We start from the raw sequence: 18,935 nt of genomic DNA, 5'->3' as shown, positions 1-18,935 counted from the left end.
CCACACCAAAAAGTGGATAACTTGTGGGTATCATGTTTATAATTTAATAAAAGGTCGATGAAATATGAGTGGATACTGTGTGTAATTTTATCCACACCTGTTGAAGAATCCTATTATATGTCGAAAACTTTTCGGACAGCCGATTTTTTAAGACACTTTTAGATTTGATTCGACACATTGAAAAAAGAAGCAGTAATTGAAAGGAAAGGGTGCGGCTTTGTGTTAAAAAAGTTTTTTTTGCCGGATGAATTTGTAAAAAATATTTTTCATATTACCCCTGAAAAACTAAAAGAGCGCAATGTAAAAGGGATTATTACAGATTTGGACAATACGCTTGTAGAATGGGACAGGCCGAGTGCTACACCGCGTCTTATCGAGTGGTTTGAAGAGATGAAAGAGCACGGGATTAAAGTGACAATTGTCTCTAATAATAATGAAAAACGCGTCAAAATATTTTCTGAACCGCTTAATATTCCGTTTATTTACAAAGCGAAAAAACCGATGGGCAGAGCTTTCAGAAAAGCCGTTAAAAATATGGGTCTTAAAAAAGAAGACGTCGTTGTCATAGGAGATCAGCTCATGACAGATGTGCTTGGAGGGAACCGCAACGGGTTCCATACCATTCTTGTCGTGCCTGTGGCTGCTTCCGACGGCTTTTTTACGCGTTTCAACCGCCAAGTCGAACGCAGAATTCTCAGCGCTCTAAAACGGAAAGGCCATATTCAGTGGGAGGAATAATGAATGGAAAAGGTAGTTTGTATCGGATGCGGAGTCGCCATTCAAACCGAAGATAAAAATAAACTGGGCTATGCGCCTGAAGCATCGCTGTTAAAAGAAGACGTCATCTGCCAGCGCTGCTTCAGATTGAAAAATTATAACGAAATTCAAGATGTTTCACTGACGGACGATGACTTTTTGAAGATTCTGCACGGCATCGGGGAAACGGATTCACTCATCGTGAAAATCGTCGACATCTTTGATTTCAACGGAAGCTGGATCAACGGACTGAACCGCTTTGTCGGAGGTAATCCGATCTTATTAATAGGAAACAAAGCAGATATTCTCCCTAAATCAGTCAAGCGCGAGCGCCTTGTAAACTGGATGAAGCGCGAGGCGAAAGAGCTTGGCTTAAGGCCTGTTGATGTGCTGCTCGTCAGCGCCGGGCGCGGGCAGGGGATGAAAGATGCGATCGACGCGATCGAACATTACAGACAAGGCAAGGACGTGTATGTCGTCGGATGTACGAACGTCGGGAAATCAACGTTCATCAACCGGATTATTAAAGAGGTTTCCGGAGAAGACGACATTATCACGACATCCCAATATCCGGGGACGACGCTTGATGCGATTGAAATCCCTCTGGATGATGGATCTGCGATGTATGATACGCCGGGAATCATCAACCATCATCAAATGGCGCACTATGTCGCGAAACGCGATCTGAAAATATTGACGCCGAAGAAGGAGCTGAAGCCGCGCACCTTTCAGCTGAACGAGGAACAGACGCTGTTTTTCGGCGGATTATCGCGGTTTGATTATGCAAGCGGAGGCAGGTCTTCGTTTGTATGCTATATGCCGAATGAACTCAAGATCCATAGAACAAAGCTTGAAAACGCGGATCAGCTGTATGAAAAGCACGCTGGGGAAATGCTTGCTCCCCCTGCAAAAGAAGATCTTGACTCGTTTCCGGCGCTTGTCAAACATACGTTTACGATTAAAGAGCCGAAAACGGACGTTGTGTTCTCGGGCCTTGGCTGGGTAACGGTCCAGGGGGCAAACCAAAAAATTGTCGCCCACGCCCCTAAAGGCGTTCACGTGTTTTTGCGCAGATCTCTAATATAAGTGCTAAGGGGAGAGAGTTATGAAACCGATATACGGACTGATTGGCAATCCGGTGGCCCATTCCATGTCTCCGGACATCCATAATGCGGCTTTGAAGGATCTTTCTTTAGAAGGGCATTATCACGCTTTTCGCGTGGAAAACGAAGATCTTGAAGATGCTGTGAAAGGTATGCGGGCCCTTGGCATTCAAGGGTTTAATGTGACCGTCCCCCACAAAGTATCGATCATGAAGCATCTCGACCGTATTGATGAAAGCGCCGAAGCTCTCGGGGCGGTAAACACTGTCAGAAGAGAAAAAGAAGGGCTGGTCGGATATAATACAGATGGAGCAGGGTTTCTTAAATCGCTGAAGCCATCCCTTGATCGTCCGCTTTCTGAGCTCTCGATACTGTTGATCGGAGCAGGCGGTGCGGCGAGGGCGATATTTACCACTCTGGCAGCCGAGACGCCCAAGCGGCTTGATGTGGCGAATCGTACGCCTGAAAAGGCATTAGCATTCACTCAGCGTTTTGATGGAGAGGCACGCGCCTTGTCACTGCAGGAAGCGGAAGCAGACTTGTCAGCATATGATATCGTGATTCAAACGACGTCGGTCGGGATGCATCCGAATGTCGAAGCTGCCCCGCTTTCATTGGCGAATGCGAAAGAAACGTGCCTTGTATGCGATATTATCTACAATCCGCTGAAAACGGCCCTGCTGCATGAGGCTGAAGCAAAAGGCTTGAAAACATTGGACGGAGTCGGCATGTTCATCGGCCAGGCAGCCCTTGCTTTTGAGCTGTGGACAGGACATGAGCCGAATATGGAAAAAATGAAATCAATTGTGTTGCAGCAACTAGGAGGAAAATCATGCTAACAGGAAAACAAAAACGCTATTTGCGCCGGGAAGCGCATCATCTGTCACCGATTTTTCAAGTCGGCAAAGGCGGAGTCAACGAAAATATGGTCAAACAAATCAGCGAAGCTCTTGAAGCAAGAGAATTGATCAAGGTGAGCGTGCTGCAAAACTGCGAGCAGCCTAAAGAGGAAGTAGCCGAAGCGCTGGCGGGCGGAGCGCGCGCCGAACTGGTGCAGACGATCGGAAACATTATTGTGCTGTATAAGGAGTCAAAAGAAAATAAAAAAATTGAGCTTCCTTAATGCTTAAAGGTGGTAATCATGAGGAAAATCGGGATTTTTGGAGGGACATTCGATCCTCCGCACAACGGGCATTTATTAATGGCAAATGAAGTCCTGTACAAACTGGATCTTGATGAAATCTGGTTTATGCCCAACCAAATTCCGCCGCATAAACAAAAAAACTCGTTTTCACTAAGTATGCACAGGGTTGAAATGCTGAAGCTCGCCATTTCGGGGAAAGAGCAATTTAAACTGGAGACGATCGAACTCGAAAGGGAAGGCCCTTCTTATACATTTGATACCGTTCGCCTGCTGAAAGACCGATACCCTGATCATGAGTTTTACTTTATTATCGGCGCGGATATGGTGGAATACCTGCCGAAATGGTCAAACATTGACAAGCTTGTCAACATGATTCAGTTTGTCGGGGTGAAGCGGCCCGGCTTTCAAATTGAGACGCCGTATCCGCTCGTTTTTGTCGATGTGCCTATTTTTGAAGTGTCATCATCTTTGCTCAGGGACCGCATTAAAAATCGGCAGCCGACAGATTATTTAATACCTGACGAAGTGAAGGTCTATGTGAAGGAGAATCGTTTATATGAAACGTGAGGAAGCCTTAGCCTGCGTGAAAGAACAGCTGACAGAACAGCGCTACATCCATACGGTCGGCGTGATGGAGACGGCTGTCAAACTTGCTGAACGGTTTGGCGCAGATCTGAAAAAAGCCGAAATCGCCGCGATCTTTCATGACTACGCCAAATTTCGCCCAAAAGAGGAGATGAAACAAATCATCCTCGACGGAGGCGGGCCGCTTGAAGTGCTCAATTTTCATCATGAACTTTGGCATGCGCCGGCAGGAGCAGCGCTTGTCAAAACAGAGGTCGGAATTACGGATGAAGACATCCTGTCAGCCATTCGGTTCCATACATCTGGAAGGCCCAATATGACTCTTCTTGAAAAAGTGGTTTATGTAGCGGATTATATCGAGCCGGGCCGCCGTTTTCCGGGGGTTGAAGAGGTTCGGACTCTCGCTGAGGAAGATTTGGATTCGGCGCTCATCCAGGCATTGAAAAATACGATTACCTTTTTAATTTCAAAAAATCAGGCCGTTTATCCGGAAACGGTCGCCACATATAATGCTTTAGTAAACGATAGACATTAGGAGGAATTACTGAATGGATCAAGCTTCAATTTTAAAAATTGCCGCAGAGGCCTGCGATGATAAACGGGCGGAAGATATTATCGCCTTGAATATGCAGGGGATTTCCCTCGTGGCTGACTATTTTCTGATTTGCCATGGGAACTCTGACAAACAGGTTCAGGCCATTGCCCGGGAAATTAAGGATCAAGCTGAAGAAAATGGAATTGATGTGAAGAAAATGGAGGGCTTTGACGAAGCCAGATGGGTTTTAATCGATTTGGGCGACGTCGTTGTCCACGTTTTCCACAAAGAGGAACGAGGCTATTACAACCTTGAAAAGCTGTGGGGAGACGCGCCGATTGAAGACCTTTCGTTCGGAGTTAATGAATGATCTATAAAGGATTTTCCAGTATTTATGACAAGCTGATGTCTCATGCTCCTTACGATCAGTGGGTCAGCTGGATTGAACAAACGATCGGCGCGCAGCAGAAAGAACGTATACGGGTGCTTGATCTGGCGTGCGGAACGGGTGAAATATCTGTCCGCCTGGCTGAAAAAGGCTATGATGTCACAGGAATCGATATCAGCGAAGACATGCTTGCCCAGGCCCAGTACAAAGCAGCCGTCAGGCAGCTCGATATTCAGTTCTTTCAGCAGGATATGCGCGAACTTGCCGGGCACGGACAAGAGTTTGACGCGGTTGCGATCTGCTGTGACTCGCTGAATTATCTAAAGAGCGAAAAAGACGTTTTCAATACTTTTAAAAACGTTTTTTCTCTATTAAAAGAGGGCGGTCTTCTTCTGTTTGATGTTCATTCCGTTTACAAAATGGATGTCATTTTTCCGGGAAGTACGTATGCCGATCAGGATGAAGAAGTGAGCGTCATATGGCAAAGCTATGCGGGGGAAGAGCCTCATTCAGCTGTTCACGATTTGACCTTCTTTGTACAAAATAGAGACGTATACGAAAGGTTTGATGAATCGCATGAACAGCGGACTTTCCAGACGGAAAAGTACATCAGTTTATTGCGGCAAGCCGGATTTGAGGTGCAGTGCATCACTGCTGATTTTTCAAAATTGGAGCCTAGCGCAGAGTCGGAACGTCATTTTTATACAGCAAAAAAAACAAAAACCATCGTTTAATCGTAACGATGGTTTTTCATAATGCATTTTTCCTTTGTTGAGATCTCAGTACATTCGTGAAACAATGAATCAAACGGAAAATTGCTTCTTGACTAGAGCGATATCTTCTTCATACTTCAAATGGGTGTTTCGGAACATCTGGCGGAACATATCCTGAACACCGCTTTCCAGCGCCTTAATTCCCTCACCGGTTACACCGCCTTTAACGCAAACCTTTTCCTGCAGGGCGGGCAGTGTGTAAAGGCCTGTTTCGAGGAGCCTTCCCAAACCGACCAGCATCTCTTTCGTCATTAAAATAGCGTCCTCTTTTGACACGGATGTTTCTTCGACAGCCGCCTGAATAAACTCCTGAACCAAATAGCTGACAAAGGCAGGGCCGCAGCTGACAATGTCTGAGGCGACCCTCGTAATCCCGCTTTCGATTTCGAGAGGGATTGAGATCTTGCTTACTAAAGCCGTCAATTTTTCTTTTGCCTCAGCTGTGCAGCTTTCTCCGAAAGTCAATAATGACACGCCGGACAGCGCTCTGTTCGTAATGCTCGGGATCACTCTTGCCGCCTGGCAGGAGACGATGGCTTCCAGCTGTTCGACCTGCACCGGACTCGTAATGGTTACCACAGTCTGATCGCGGGTGAAGACGGGTGAAAGCCGTTTTAGCAAAGGATAAATATCCAGCGGCTTTACACAGATAAACACGGCATCACTTTCCGTAATCACTTCTTCCGGCCGTTCTGCAACCTGAATGTCTGGGAATCGTTTTTTTATGTTTAACGCTTTGTCGATCGTTCGGTTAGTAATTGTTAAAGATGAGGGAATGACCGCTCTGGATTCAATCAACGCCTCAATTAAAATGGTCCCCATATTTCCTGTCCCGATAAAGCCGATATTCAATCGTTCTCCCCTCCTTTGAACCTGTATCTTTTAAACGATATGAAGGCTTCAGTCAAAATATGTATGAAAGCAGGTGAGCAGGTTTGACAGATTGGCTAAAACAATATAAATGGCATGCTGCGGGAGGCGTTGCACTCGTCTTGATCATCAGCGCTGCCTTCATGCTGTTAAGCGGAAAGCGTGAAACTTCATCCGGCCTCTCCATTCCCGAGGAGGCTTCTGCACAGACGTATGACAAGAAGGAGGAGGTGAAACGGGAAAAAAGCGCGGGAAAAGAGGCGGTTATCATCGATTTGAAAGGCGCTGTGAAAAATCCGGGCGTCTATCAAATGAAAGAGGGAGACAGGGTCCACGATGTATTGAAAAAAGCAGGCGGCACCGAGAAAAAAGCGGATCAAAAGCAAATTAACCTTGCAGCCGTTTTGCAGGACGGTATGGTGGTTTACATTCCATTTGAGGGGGAAGAGGCTGCTGATTCTTTCTCGAAAGCGGGTTCAAGGGCAGATGGCGCTTCCGTCGATATCGTCAATATCAATACGGCTTCCTCTGAGGAGCTTCAGGCGATTCCCGGCATCGGCCCTTCAAAAGCGGAAGCGGTTATCGAATACCGCGAGGAGAACGGACCGTTTCACACGGTAGAAGACATAACAAACGTTTCGGGAATTGGAGAAAAGTCTTTTGAAAGAATAAAATCTGCAATCACGGTAAAGTAAATTGACGTTTGCGGATCATCATATGTAAACTTAGGGAAGTCGACATCGTATTTTTGGAGGGAAAACAAGTGGAACGGATTTCTTGGGATCAATATTTTATGGCGCAAAGCCATTTGCTGGCGCTTCGCAGCACGTGTACAAGGCTTGCTGTAGGAGCGACGATTGTCAGGGATAAACGAATTATAGCGGGAGGCTACAACGGATCGATCGCCGGAGGCGTTCACTGTGCGGATGAAGGCTGCTATATGGTGGACGGGCACTGCATTAGAACGATTCACGCCGAGATGAACGCGATTCTTCAGTGTGCAAAATTCGGTGTTCCGACCGAAGGCGCTGAAATATATGTCACACATTTTCCGTGCATTCAATGCTGTAAATCGATCATTCAGGCAGGTATTAAAACGATATACTATGCGAAGGATTACAAAAACCATCCTTACGCGGTTGAACTTTTCGATCAGGCTTCTGTTAAAGTGGAGCAGGTAGAGCTCGATGAGATGATTATCGACTTGAAAAACCAGGAAAAGTTGGCGTTTGTAGCCGATCTGATCAAACAGCTGGCTGATAAAGGCCTTGAGGAAGAGGAGATCAGGAAAATACACGAAGAGGCCAACAAACTGTTTACAAGCTACGTGTAACCAATGGACAGACATCGCATCTTCCCGTGCGGAGCGATTTCAGCGGCAGCCGGAATCGCCTCCGCTCACTCTTCTCTTTATCTCTTCCTCGCCGTCGGTTTTTTTCTGTTCTTTATCCTCTGTTTCTTCAAAAAACAAATACTCCTTTTCGCTTTATGTGCAGCGGTTTGTATTTTATATTTTACTTCTTTTTACGTGATCGACCATTTCAATACAACGATTTATCATGAAGGCAAATTTCACACGCTCGCTTCTGTTCAGGATATTCCCGTAATAGACGGAGACCGGCTTTCTTTCACAGCCGAAACAGATGAGGGAGAAGCTTTGAAAGCGGGATATACGCTCCGGTCTCCACAAGAAAAACGGGCGCTCTCAGCTCTTCAGCCGGGCAGCCTCTGTGTCATGCAAGGTGAATTAAAAGAGCCGAAAAAAGAGACGGTTCCTGGCACTTTTAATCAAAAAGAATCCATGTATCAAAAAGGGATTCACTGGATTTTTGCAGTTCAGTCTATTACAAGCTGCAAGCCGGGCGGCGGCCTGATGCCATCTCTATTGAAAATCAGAAAAGCGGGCCTTGATTTTATAGAGGAAAATATGGCGGACTCGGCTGCCGGTATTGGAAGAGCGCTAATTTTCGGAGACCGGTTTCTCATTGAACAAGATGTCCTGGACGGCTATCAGCGTCTTGGAATCATTCACCTTTTAGCGATTTCCGGGCTTCATGTCGGTCTGCTCTCAGCCGCTCTGTTTTACATATTTATTCGCTTCGGCGTCACGAGGGAATGCGCAAAATGGCTGCTCGTGATCGGCCTTCCCGTTGCCGCAGTTTTGACCGGAGGCGCCCCGTCGGTGATGAGAGCGGTTTTCATGTCTGAAATCTATCTGCTGGCATCACTGTCTAAAAAGAACTTCAAAAGTGCCGATGTGATCAGCATTGCCTGCCTCGGACTGCTGCTGTATCATCCTTATCTGTTATTTCAAGCCGGATTCCAGCTTTCTTTTGCTGTATCCTTCGTTTTCATTCTTTCAAAGGAGATATTGACCAGGCCGAAAAGCCGAATCTCTCAGCTGCTATTGGGGTCATTTTTGGCTCAGCTCGCTTCCCTCCCGATTCTGCTTTTTCATTTTCAAGAGTTTTCATTTCTCAGCACATTAATGAATCTATTTTTTATACCTCTTTATATTTTCATCATCATGCCGCTGTCTTTCGGAAGCCTGCTTGCTTTCATATGTTTTCATCCCTTGGGGGAGGCGGCAGCCGCCGTTCTTGACCGTCTGCTTGTGTGGAGCCATCAGGCTGTTAAAACGGTGTCTGCCGCGGATGTTTCGGTCTTTTCTGCGGCTAAGCCGCCGGATCTTTTGTTGTTTTTCTACTTCACAGCCATTTTTCTGTTTTTGCTGTTGCTGGAAAAAGAGATGTCGCTTCGTGCGGTCATGATTCCGTCCGGCCTGCTTGCTGCTGTGTTTGTGATTCACGCATGTCTTCCTCAGCTTGCAGGTGAGGGAGAGGTTACAATGCTTGATATCGGCCAAGGGGACAGCATGTATGTCAGCGCTCCCGGTCAGAATGGCACGGTCTTCATTGATACGGGAGGAACCGTATCCTTCCGGAAAGAGCGGTGGAGAAAGCGGAAGAAGGATTTTTCATTGGGGGAGAGCGTGTTAATGCCTTTTCTGGCAACCAAAGGGGTCAAGAAGCTCGATGCTTTAATTTTGACCCATGCTGATCAGGATCATATCGGTGAAGCGCATGTGCTGATCCAAAAACATAAAGTGAAGCAATTGATCGTGCCGAAAGGCTTCGCAGCCGAACCGTCTGATGAAAAGCTGCTTCGCCTTGCCTTGAAGGAAGGCGTCGAGGTGAATGTAGCCAAAAGAGGTGACATCCTTCATATTGGCAATCTTGAATTTTATGTTCTTTCACCGAAAGAGGCGGACAAAAACAGCAAAAACAATGGTTCCCTCGTATTGTGGATGAAAGCAGGCGGATTTTCGTGGCTGTTAACTGGAGATTTGGAGAAGGAGGGCGAAAAGGAGATGATGGAAGTGTATCCGAATCTTAAAGCGGATATTCTGAAAGTCGGTCACCATGGAAGCAAAGGTTCGACGGGTGAAGAGCTGATCAAGCAAATTGAGCCGAAAACCGCCCTCATTTCGGCGGGGGAGCACAACCGCTACGGGCATCCCCACGGGGAAGTGCTGGACATCCTAAACCGCCACGATGTGAAGGTGTTCAGAACGGATCGGCACGGTTCGATTCAGCACCTATTTCGAGGCGGGAACGGAACGTTTTTGCTACATCCTCCATATGATAAAGTACATTCCCCGCAAGAAAAAATGACTGCTGAAAAACAGCAGTCGTCAAAAAGCCGCTTGCCTGACGGAGAGTAAAGCGGTGTCCATGACTTGGCTTGATTAAGCGGCCAGATGTATAACAGTAGCGATAATAAACATTGTAGCGAAAAAGCCAAAAGACACGATAAAACCGACACCTGAATCTACAAGATCGTTACGTTTGCTTTGCACGTCTTTTTCAAATTCATTCACAATTTACCCCTCCTATTGATATCCAGTATAATTCAATTCTTTGCAAAAATCTAGGAGCTTCATGCAACCGTTTTCTAAAATTTATGAACATCGTCTTCTATAAACTGACCCGGGGGTTTATGGAAGGCGTTTATTATAAATGAGAGAGCGGGTGACTCCGCTTCTCTCTTTACTAATTGCAAAACACGCTTTAGGATAGAAAGGAAGGATGAAAGAGGGGAAAGTGCAGATGACGGTATTTGATGTTTGGAAAAGCTTGAAAAAAGGCGACATTCATCCTGTTTATTGCTTGTACGGGAAAGAGACGCATCTTCTGCAGGAGACGGTTCAAAGGATCAGACAAGCCGTTGTTGATGAAGAGACGAAAGACTTTAACTTCTCGATATTTGATCTGGAAGAAGACGCGCTCGATCTTGCCGTGGAGGATGCGGAAACCTTTCCGTTTATGGGGGAAAGGCGTCTTGTCGTGGCGAAAAACCCGGCGTTTTTAACAGCTGAAAAAAAGAAGGATAAGCTTGAGCATAATCTCGGTGTACTGGAAGCTTACATTACGCAGCCGGCACCTTATTCCGTGTTTGTTTTGCTTGCGCCTTATGAAAAGCTCGATGAACGGAAAAAGCTGACCAAGCTCCTGAAAAAGCATGCGCACATGGTGGAAGCGAAGGAATTAACCGCCAAAGAAACGGCTGACTTTATCGCAGGCCTCGCGAAGTCGGAAGGCAAACAAATCGAACCGGAAGCGGCGGAGGAGCTTGTCCTGTTATGTCATGCAAGTCTGTCAGCCATTGCCCAGGAGGTTAAAAAGCTCAGTACATATACCGGTGACCGCGGAGAGATCACCATAGAGGATGTCAGAAAGCTTGTAGCGAGAGGGCTTGAACAAAATATTTTCGAACTGATCAATAAGGTCGTCAATCGGAAACGTACAGAAGCGCTGCAGATTTTCTACGATCTATTAAAGCAAAATGAAGAGCCGATTAAAATGATGGCGCTGATTGCTAATCAGTTCAGGCTGCTGATGCAGACCAAATATTTTTCTGACCAGGGATACGGACAAAAGCAAATCGCCTCAAACCTTAAAGTGCACCCGTTCAGGGTGAAGCTGGCGATCGAGCAGGCGAGGCTTTTTTCAGAGCAGGAGCTTAGGAACATTATCGAGCAGCTCGCCGTGATGGATTATGAAATGAAGACAGGCAAAAAAGACAAGCAGCTCCTGCTTGAACTGTTTTTGCTGAAGCTGCTGCAGCCTCATGAAAAAAACGGCCTCCTTTAAAGAGAGCCGTTTTTTTCATCCTTCACGCAAGCAAAAAAGCTTGGCATAGCCAAGCTTTCTATTATGCAGAAAGTCCGTTCACTTTTTTCGCTAGGTTTGATTTGTAACGAGCGGCGGTGTTTTTGTGGACAAGACCTTTTTTAGCTGCTTTATCGATTTTCTTTGCTGCTGCAGATAGAGCTGCTTTCGCTTTGTCTGCTTCGTTGTTGCTTACGAAAGTTTCAACTTGTTTCATAGCAGTGCGCATTGCAGATTTGATTGTTGCGTTGTGCGCGCGGCGCTCGTTGTTTGTTTTTGTGCGTTTGATCGCTGATTTAATGTTTGGCAATGTGTTTCACCTCCTAAGACATAACCTCTGTTCCTTTTCTATAGGTTAGATCTCAACAATAGAACAAATTGTATTCTATCAAACACACCCTTAGATTGCAATATAAATGTAAAGTATTTTTATTTGAAAGCTCCGCTTCGCGGGAATGTTTGCAGACCTTGTGGGCACACTAACACCAGTTATGTTTTTGGAGGGAATGCAAATATGGAGAAAAAGAAGCTCGATTTAAGTCAATATGCAGTCCGGACAGACTTAGCCGTGGAAGCGAGGGATCTGGCAGAGGAAAAGGAAGCTTCTCCAAAGAAAGAGCTGAAAGGGTTTACAGTCAAAGAATACGAAAAAGACGGGGTCAAAATTCAGACGATGGATATTGATGAAGAAGGAGCGAAGCTGTCGGGGAAAAAAGCCGGCCGCTATTTAACCTTTGAAACACAAGGGATCAGACAGCAGGATTCCGTATTGCAGGAAAAAGTCGTCGATGTCTTCGCAAAGGAATTTTCCTCGTTTCTCGATTATTTGGGCATTCCGCGGGATGCCAGCTGCTTAATAGTCGGGCTCGGCAACTGGAATGTCACGCCCGACTCGCTCGGCCCCCTAGTGACGGAGAACCTTCTCGTGACGAGGCACCTGTTTCAGCTGCAGCCCGAAAATGTAGAGGAAGGCTACCGTCCGGTGAGTGCGCTTTCCCCGGGAGTCATGGGCTTGACCGGAATTGAAACGAGCGACATTATCCAAGGGGTGATCGATCGCTCAAAGCCCGATTTTGTCATTGCCATTGATGCGCTGGCATCAAGAGGGATCGAGCGTGTGAATTCTACCATTCAAATTTCAGACAGCGGGATACACCCCGGGTCTGGTGTGGGGAATAAAAGAAAAGAGTTAAGCAAGGATACGCTCGGCATTCCGGTCATCGCCATCGGTGTTCCGACAGTGGTCGATGCCGTCACGATCACGAGCGACACGATTGATTACATGCTGAAGCATTTTGGAAGAGAGATGAGAGACGACAGTCCGTCCAGGTCGCTCGTTCCCGCGGGGATGAGCTTTGGGAAAAAAAAGGTCCTCACCGAAGAAGACCTTCCCGATGAAGAGCACCGCAAATCGTTTCTCGGTATAGTCGGAGGCCTCGCAGAGGATGAAAAAAGGCAGCTGATCCATGAAGTCCTCGCTCCGCTCGGCCATAACTTAATGGTGACCCCTAAAGAAGTCGATACTTTTATCGATGATATGGCAAATGTGATTGCAAACGGTCTGAACACAGCGCTCCATGAAAATGTATCGCAAGACAATAAAGGAATGTATAACCACTAAGATCAAGGCGGCTGGCCCGGCCGCTTTTTTTCATGACATTTAGCATTGCCGGAACTTGTTCTACTTCCTCTATCTTGTACATAGTCTATTTACTAGACAAGCTCTGGAGGGATTTACAATGAGAAAAAGAGGCAGGAATCGTCAGTTTGTGCTGGCTGTAAATGGAAGAAGCGCGGTTAAGACAGTATTCTTATTTATCGTCAGCCTGCTGCTCGTTTTTATTTTATCAGGCGTGCTCACATCGCTGCGTCCTGAGTTAAGGCCGTCTTCATCGTTGTACCGGGTGGCTGATGAACTGAAGGGCGAGACCTTTGGGCTCATTTTGGGAATGGAAAACCACTACTTTGCATCAGAATTGCCGGAACCGAATAAGCGCTTTGAGCTTTCCCCCCTCGTCCTGAAGCTGGCGACCAGCATTAATTTGAAAGATCCGCGAAGTTTTCTCGGACGGGAGCTTCCGGGATTCTCTCATTTTGACTCGGAAATCCTCATTGCCGGGCAAGGGACGGATTATACGAATATGCCGTCAGAATCTCCGCCGCCGACTGAGGTCTTAAAAGAGGAGAGAGAAGCGAATCTTGCAGAGCTTGAAGGGAAACAGAAAAAGAAAACAGACGGGGAAAAACCTCCTGAACAATCGACGGGCGGCCGCAAAGTCGTATTTATCTACAATACGCACAATACGGAATCGTATCTTCCCTTTTTAAAAGGTGAGGCAGATCCTGATCGGGCGATTCATTCGAAAGCAAATGTTACGCTTGTCAGCGATATGCTCGCAAATGCGATGAAATCGCAGGGCGTCGGGGCGATGGTGGATAAAACCGATTTTCAGGCGAATTTGCGGAAAAAAGGCTGGGCCTATGCCCGTTCCTATGATGAATCAAGGCCGGTCGTCAAAGAGGCGATGGCCCAGAACAAAGACTTGCAGTATTTTATCGATATTCACAGGGATTCGCAACGGAAGAAAGCGACAACCGCGACTGTCAAAGGAAAAAGCTATGCACGCGTTGCGTTTGTGCTCGGCAAGAAGAGCTCTAATTTCGAATCGAACTTAAAGCTGGCAAAAGAGCTGCATGAACGGATGGAAAAAAAATATCCCGGTTTGAGCCGCGGAGTTATATCTAAGGGAGCTGCCGGGGATAATGGCATATATAATCAGGATTTAAACGAAAGATCCGTCTTAATCGAATTTGGCGGCGTAGATAATAACCGCGAAGAGCTGGAGCGGGCTGCAGAAGCGATGGCGGATGTATTCAGCGAGATGTACTGGAATGCTGAAAAAGTTGATGCAGACTCCGGTGAAGACGATAAGAAAAAACAATAGAGGCAGGTGATCGAAGTGGCTTCTTTTATGGGAAAATGCATATTGGCTTGCGCTGTCATGTTTTTCGGCGTTCTTCTCGGCATGCAGCAGGCGAACAACGGAATGATTGAAATGAAAGGGTACGAGGACCCTGATTTAAAAGCAGCGCTCAGCATATCTGAAGGGGATGCGAAAGAGGCGTCAGTCCTCGGCCATCAAATCGATTTGGAGGAAAAACAAAAAGAGCTGGAACAGCTGGAAGCTTTCAACCTCTTTTCCTCGGCCGGCCGAGCCCTGGCCGATTCGGTCACAAACACAGCCCGTTCATTGTATGACTGGATAAAGGAAAAAACGGAATAGGTAAAAGAAAAAACGAGCCGGATGCAGGACTCGTTTTTTCTTTTTCGGGTTTAGAAAGCATATGTGACTTAGCATTGAATCTTCACAACCCTATTGATATAATCTAAGCTAGCGCATATTGCGTTTCATAGTAGGAGTGATTAGTGTGACAGATAAAGAAAAACGATTACAAAGGCAGTCGAGAATCCGAAATTTCTCTATTATCGCCCATATCGACCACGGCAAGTCAACGCTTGCGGATCGAATCTTGGAAAAAACGGCGGCAATCACTCAAAGGGAAATGAAAGAACAGCTCCTCGACTCAATGGATTTGGAACGTGAAAGAGGAATCACCATTAAACTGAACTCCGTACAGCTGAAATATCAGGCGAAGGACGGAGAGGAATATATTTTTCATCTGATCGATACCCCGGGACACGTCGATTTTACGTATGAGGTTTCGAGAAGCCTTGCCGCATGCGAAGGCGCGATTCTCGTCGTAGACGCCGCCCAGGGAATCGAGGCGCAAACGCTGGCAAACGTTTACCTTGCGCTTGACAACGACCTTGAAATCCTGCCGGTCATTAATAAAATCGACCTTCCGAGCGCAGAACCCGAACGCGTCCGCCAGGAAGTCGAGGATGTTATCGGTCTTGACGCTTCAGAAGCCGTCCTTGCTTCAGCAAAAGCAGGCATCGGAATTGAGGAAATATTGGAGCAGATCGTTGAAAAGGTTCCCGCACCAAGCGGAGATCCGGAAGCGCCGCTTCAGGCGCTGATCTTTGACTCCCTGTATGATGCTTACCGCGGGGTCGTCGCCTATATCAGAGTCGTGCAAGGTACCGTAAAAGCCGGTCAAAAAATCAAGATGATGGCGACCGGAAAGGAATTTGAAGTCACTGAAGTCGGCGTTTTCACACCGAAGGCCGTTCCGGCTGACGAACTGACTGTCGGCGACGTCGGATTCCTGACGGCCGCAATCAAAAACGTCGGAGACACTCGTGTAGGGGATACGATTACGAGCGCGGAAAACCCTGCACCCGAAGCCCTGCCAGGCTACAGAAAGCTGAATCCGATGGTTTATTGCGGCCTGTATCCGATTGATACAGCGAAATACAACGACTTGCGGGAAGCGCTTGAAAAACTTGAGCTGAACGATTCAGCCCTGCAGTACGAAGCGGAAACGTCCCAAGCTCTCGGATTCGGCTTCCGCTGCGGTTTCTTAGGGATGCTCCACATGGAAATCATCCAGGAGCGGATTGAACGCGAATTCAACATCGATTTGATTACGACGGCTCCGAGCGTAATCTACGACGTGTACATGACAGACGGTGAAAAAATCGTCGTCGATAACCCGTCAAACATGCCTGATCCGCAGAAGATCGACCGGGTGGAAGAACCGTTCGTCAAAGCGACGATGATGGTGCCGAACGACTTTGTCGGAGCGGTCATGGAACTGTGCCAGGGCAAGCGCGGCCAGTTTATTGATATGCAGTACCTTGATGCGAACCGCGTCAGCATTGTCTACGAAATTCCGCTTGCGGAAATCGTCTACGAGTTTTTCGATCAGCTTAAATCAAATACGAAAGGCTATGCGTCATTTGATTACGAACTCATCGGATATAAACCGTCCAAGCTCGTGAAAATGGATATTATGCTGAACGGCGAAAAAATCGATGCCCTTTCCTTTATCGTTCACCGCGATTATGCTTATGAACGAGGAAAAGTTATCGTCGAAAAGCTGAAAGAGCTCATTCCGCGCCAGCAGTTTGAAGTGCCTGTCCAGGCAGCCATCGGTACAAAAATTGTCGCCCGTTCAACCATCAAAGCAATGCGCAAAAACGTTTTGGCGAAGTGCTACGGCGGGGATATTTCCAGAAAGCGCAAACTGCTTGAAAAGCAAAAGGAAGGAAAGCGAAGAATGAAACAGGTCGGCTCTGTCGAAGTTCCGCAGGAAGCCTTTATGGCAGTCCTGAAAATGGACGACAGCGGCCCGAAATCATAATCATGAGCCGCCGCAGCGTAACACACTGCGGCTTCTTCCTGTAAAAGAAGGTGAAAACAATGAAAGCAGCATATATCCATATTCCGTTTTGCGAGCACATTTGCCATTATTGCGACTTCAACAAGTTTTTTATTCAATCTCAGCCCGTTGATGAATATTTGCGTTCCTTAGAGAAGGAAATGGCCAATTCAATGGAGGCAACCGGACATCCGGAGCTGAAAACGATCTTTATCGGGGGAGGAACGCCGACATCGCTGTCGGCAGCTCAGCTCGAACGGCTCCTGGATTCCATTCATCGCGTTTTGAAACCGTCCGAAAGCCTTGCTGAATTTGCAGTGGAAGCCAATCCCGACGATTTATCAGCTGAAAAGCTGGATGTTTTAAAAGCTGCCGGTGTAGACAGGCTGAGCTTTGGCGTGCAGACGTTTGAAGACGAGCTGCTGAAAAAAATCGGCAGGGTTCACGAGCAAAAAGACGTACTCGTTTCGTTTGAAAGAGCGAGAAAGGCGGGGTTTGATAATATCAGCCTTGATCTGATGTTCGGTCTGCCCGGACAAACCATCGGCCACCTCGCTTCATCGCTCGATACGGCGCTTGCCCTCGGTGCTGAACACTATTCGGTTTATTCGCTGATCGTCGAACCGAAAACCGTTTTCTACAACTTGATGAAAAAAGGCCGGCTTCACCTGCCGCCGCAGGATCAGGAAGCTGAAATGTACGAACTCGTTATGCGGAAAATGGAAGAAGCGGGCATCGGCCAATACGAAATCAGCAACTACGCCAAAAAAGGATATGAGAGCAAACATAATCTCACATATTGGAACAATGAGGATTATTTCGGTTTTGGCGCGGGCGCACACGGTTATATCAATGGTGAAAGAACGGTAAATGCGGGCCCTGTCAAACATTATATCGACCTGATTGAACAATCCGGCTTTCCTTATAAGGAAAAGCACATGGTCACAAAAAATGAACAGATTGAAGAAGAAATGTTTCTCGGTCTTCGAAAAACTGAGGGAGTAAACAAAGAGCGCTTTTTCGAAAAATATGGAAGATCTGTTGACGATCTCTTTCCGAAGGTGCTCCATTCGCTGGAAGAAACAGGGTTGATTGTGAACACGAACAAAAACGTGTTTCTAACACATAATGGAAAACTGTTGGGAAATGAAGTATTTCAGGCATTCCTGGGTGAGTTATAATTGACATTTTGATTTCGGTTTGGTAATTTTGATATACAATTAGCACTCAGTTGTGCCGAGTGCTAACAGGGGTGATATGGATGTTAACAAATCGTCAGCTGTTAATCTTGCAGGTTATCGTCAACGATTTCATTCGTTCAGCTCAGCCGGTAGGATCAAGAACGCTTTCCAAAAAGGAAGATATCACATTCAGCTCGGCAACGATCAGAAACGAAATGGCTGACTTGGAAGAGCTCGGTTTTATCGAAAAAACCCACTCGTCTTCAGGCCGGATTCCTTCTGAAAAGGGCTATCGCTATTATGTCGATCATCTGCTTTCACCTGGAAAGCTGTCAAAAACGGACTTAAACATTATTCATTCGATTTTCAAAGAAAAAATCTTTGAACTCGAAAAAGCCGTGCAGAAGTCGGCCCAAGTGCTGTCCGACCTGACAAATTATACATCGATTGTCCTCGGTCCGAGACTGAGTGAAAACCATCTCAAACAGATCCAGATTGTACCGATTCAGCCCAAGAAGGCCGTTGCCATTCTAGTAACGAATACCGGCCATGTGGAGAATAAAACGATTAATTTCCCGGCGGAGGTCGATCTTTCCGATCTCGAGAAGCTGGTGAATATATTAAATGAACGCCTTAGAGGCGTGCCGATCTCAGAACTGAAAGACAGGATTTTCAAAGAGGTTGTCATCTTCTTGAAGTCGCACATTCAAAATTACGATACGATTTTGCACGCGCTCGGCGCAACGCTGGATTCATCTGTTCAAACCGACCGGCTGTTTTTCGGCGGCAAGATTAACATGCTGAACCAGCCCGAATTTCACGATATTGACAGAGTGAAATCGCTATTGTCGCTCATTGAGAAAGAACAGGAGATTCTCCGGCTCTTTCAGTCGACTGAGTCCGGAATTACCATCAAAATCGGCAAAGAAAACGACTATGAAGAGATGGAAAACTGCAGCCTGATTACCGCAACATACACGGTCGGCTCAAAACAGATCGGCTCCATTGCGGTCATCGGACCGACGCGCATGGACTACTCCCGCGTCGTCGGCTTGCTTCAGCACGTATCATCTGACTTGTCAAAAGCGCTGACAAGTTTGTATGATGGGTAAGGCAGTACCTGAAAACAAACAGAAGGGAGGA

Annotated in this window: 21 protein-coding genes; 18 read left to right on the top strand and 3 right to left on the bottom strand. The window is 46.8% G+C overall.

Annotation, left to right across the window (positions count from 1 at the left end; all coding sequences use genetic code 11):
- Positions 1-219: 219 nt before the first annotated feature.
- From H7F26_RS20025 to H7F26_RS19990, 8 genes are read left to right on the top strand one after another with little or no spacing between them, the layout of a single operon-like run.
- Positions 220-738: a YqeG family HAD IIIA-type phosphatase gene (locus tag H7F26_RS20025; RefSeq protein WP_009327861.1), complete on the top strand. Its 519-nt coding sequence runs from the start codon at positions 220-222 to the stop codon at positions 736-738.
- Positions 739-741: 3 nt separating this feature from the next.
- Positions 742-1,842, top strand: a complete 1,101-nt coding sequence (yqeH, locus tag H7F26_RS20020; protein WP_003183708.1) for a ribosome biogenesis GTPase YqeH — start codon at positions 742-744, stop codon at positions 1,840-1,842.
- Positions 1,843-1,861: 19 nt separating this feature from the next.
- Positions 1,862-2,698, top strand: coding sequence for a shikimate dehydrogenase (aroE, locus tag H7F26_RS20015; protein ID WP_003183706.1), 837 nt, complete (start codon positions 1,862-1,864; stop codon positions 2,696-2,698).
- Entirely contained in the window at positions 2,692-2,982 is a 291-nt protein-coding gene (gene yhbY, locus H7F26_RS20010) for a ribosome assembly RNA-binding protein YhbY (RefSeq protein ID WP_003183704.1), read from the top strand. The genes aroE and yhbY overlap by 7 nt, the downstream gene beginning before the upstream one ends.
- 18 nt (positions 2,983-3,000) lie before the next feature.
- Complete coding sequence (locus tag H7F26_RS20005; RefSeq protein WP_003183702.1) at positions 3,001-3,570, top strand: nicotinate-nucleotide adenylyltransferase; 570 nt, start codon at positions 3,001-3,003, stop codon at positions 3,568-3,570.
- Entirely contained in the window at positions 3,560-4,123 is a 564-nt protein-coding gene (yqeK, locus tag H7F26_RS20000; RefSeq protein WP_003183701.1) for a bis(5'-nucleosyl)-tetraphosphatase (symmetrical) YqeK, read from the top strand. Before H7F26_RS20005 ends, yqeK begins: the two co-directional genes overlap by 11 nt.
- A 13-nt stretch (positions 4,124-4,136) precedes the next feature.
- Entirely contained in the window at positions 4,137-4,493 is a 357-nt protein-coding gene (rsfS, locus tag H7F26_RS19995; RefSeq protein WP_003183699.1) for a ribosome silencing factor, read from the top strand.
- Positions 4,490-5,245 (top strand): class I SAM-dependent DNA methyltransferase, encoded by a 756-nt coding sequence (locus H7F26_RS19990; protein ID WP_003183697.1) that lies wholly within the window; start codon positions 4,490-4,492, stop codon positions 5,243-5,245. Before rsfS ends, H7F26_RS19990 begins: the two co-directional genes overlap by 4 nt.
- Before the next feature lie 69 nt (positions 5,246-5,314).
- Here H7F26_RS19990 and comER read toward each other — a convergent pair whose 3' ends face one another.
- On the bottom strand, positions 5,315-6,136 hold the full coding sequence (comER, locus tag H7F26_RS19985) for a late competence protein ComER (RefSeq protein ID WP_003183696.1): 822 nt from the start codon (positions 6,134-6,136) through the stop codon (positions 5,315-5,317).
- Between the two features lie 83 nt (positions 6,137-6,219).
- On the opposite strand from comER, the gene H7F26_RS19980 reads away from it, so the two are divergent.
- The 3 genes from H7F26_RS19980 (at position 6,220) to H7F26_RS19970 (ending at position 9,878) form a co-directional block, all read left to right on the top strand.
- On the top strand, positions 6,220-6,849 hold the full coding sequence (locus tag H7F26_RS19980; protein WP_003183693.1) for a helix-hairpin-helix domain-containing protein: 630 nt from the start codon (positions 6,220-6,222) through the stop codon (positions 6,847-6,849).
- A gap of 68 nt (positions 6,850-6,917) precedes the next feature.
- Positions 6,918-7,487 (top strand): ComE operon protein 2, encoded by a 570-nt coding sequence (locus H7F26_RS19975; protein WP_003183690.1) that lies wholly within the window; start codon positions 6,918-6,920, stop codon positions 7,485-7,487.
- A 3-nt stretch (positions 7,488-7,490) separates the two neighbouring features.
- A complete protein-coding gene (locus H7F26_RS19970; protein ID WP_009327865.1) occupies positions 7,491-9,878 on the top strand; it encodes a DNA internalization-related competence protein ComEC/Rec2 in 2,388 nt (795 codons plus the stop codon).
- 24 nt (positions 9,879-9,902) lie between these two features.
- Here the strand turns inward: H7F26_RS19970 and H7F26_RS19965 are convergent, their stop codons facing one another.
- Positions 9,903-10,034, bottom strand: coding sequence for a YqzM family protein (locus tag H7F26_RS19965; protein WP_003183686.1), 132 nt, complete (start codon positions 10,032-10,034; stop codon positions 9,903-9,905).
- Positions 10,035-10,263: 229 nt separating this feature from the next.
- Here H7F26_RS19965 and holA point away from each other — a divergent pair, with 229 nt between their 5' ends.
- Positions 10,264-11,307 carry a DNA polymerase III subunit delta gene (holA, locus tag H7F26_RS19960; protein ID WP_009327866.1) on the top strand — a complete coding sequence of 348 codons (1,044 nt, stop codon included), beginning with the start codon at positions 10,264-10,266 and terminating at the stop codon, positions 11,305-11,307.
- 61 nt (positions 11,308-11,368) lie between these two features.
- Here holA and rpsT read toward each other — a convergent pair whose 3' ends face one another.
- The gene (rpsT, locus tag H7F26_RS19955) at positions 11,369-11,635 is read right to left on the bottom strand and encodes a 30S ribosomal protein S20 (RefSeq protein ID WP_003183682.1); all 267 of its coding nucleotides are present in this window, start codon (positions 11,633-11,635) and stop codon (positions 11,369-11,371) included.
- Between the two features lie 204 nt (positions 11,636-11,839).
- On the opposite strand from rpsT, the gene gpr reads away from it, so the two are divergent.
- From gpr to hrcA, 6 genes are all read left to right on the top strand, one after another.
- Complete coding sequence (gpr, locus tag H7F26_RS19950) at positions 11,840-12,946, top strand: GPR endopeptidase (RefSeq protein WP_185855200.1); 1,107 nt, start codon at positions 11,840-11,842, stop codon at positions 12,944-12,946.
- 118 nt (positions 12,947-13,064) lie between these two features.
- Complete coding sequence (spoIIP, locus tag H7F26_RS19945) at positions 13,065-14,270, top strand: stage II sporulation protein P (protein WP_003183678.1); 1,206 nt, start codon at positions 13,065-13,067, stop codon at positions 14,268-14,270.
- A gap of 15 nt (positions 14,271-14,285) precedes the next feature.
- On the top strand, positions 14,286-14,609 hold the full coding sequence (locus tag H7F26_RS19940; RefSeq protein ID WP_003183676.1) for a YqxA family protein: 324 nt from the start codon (positions 14,286-14,288) through the stop codon (positions 14,607-14,609).
- Positions 14,610-14,754: 145 nt separating this feature from the next.
- Positions 14,755-16,593 (top strand): translation elongation factor 4, encoded by a 1,839-nt coding sequence (gene lepA / locus H7F26_RS19935; RefSeq protein ID WP_003183674.1) that lies wholly within the window; start codon positions 14,755-14,757, stop codon positions 16,591-16,593.
- Between the two features lie 59 nt (positions 16,594-16,652).
- Complete coding sequence (gene hemW / locus H7F26_RS19930; protein WP_003183672.1) at positions 16,653-17,792, top strand: radical SAM family heme chaperone HemW; 1,140 nt, start codon at positions 16,653-16,655, stop codon at positions 17,790-17,792.
- 80 nt (positions 17,793-17,872) lie between these two features.
- Positions 17,873-18,904 (top strand): heat-inducible transcriptional repressor HrcA, encoded by a 1,032-nt coding sequence (hrcA, locus tag H7F26_RS19925; protein WP_003183671.1) that lies wholly within the window; start codon positions 17,873-17,875, stop codon positions 18,902-18,904.
- The last annotated feature ends 31 nt before the right edge of the window (positions 18,905-18,935 follow it).

This window comes from Bacillus sp. PAMC28748, from assembly GCF_014250415.1.
Taxonomy (GTDB): domain Bacteria; phylum Bacillota; class Bacilli; order Bacillales; family Bacillaceae; genus Bacillus; species Bacillus licheniformis.
Note: the sequence above shows the minus strand (reverse complement) of the source record. Positions and strands in the feature narration are given on the sequence as shown.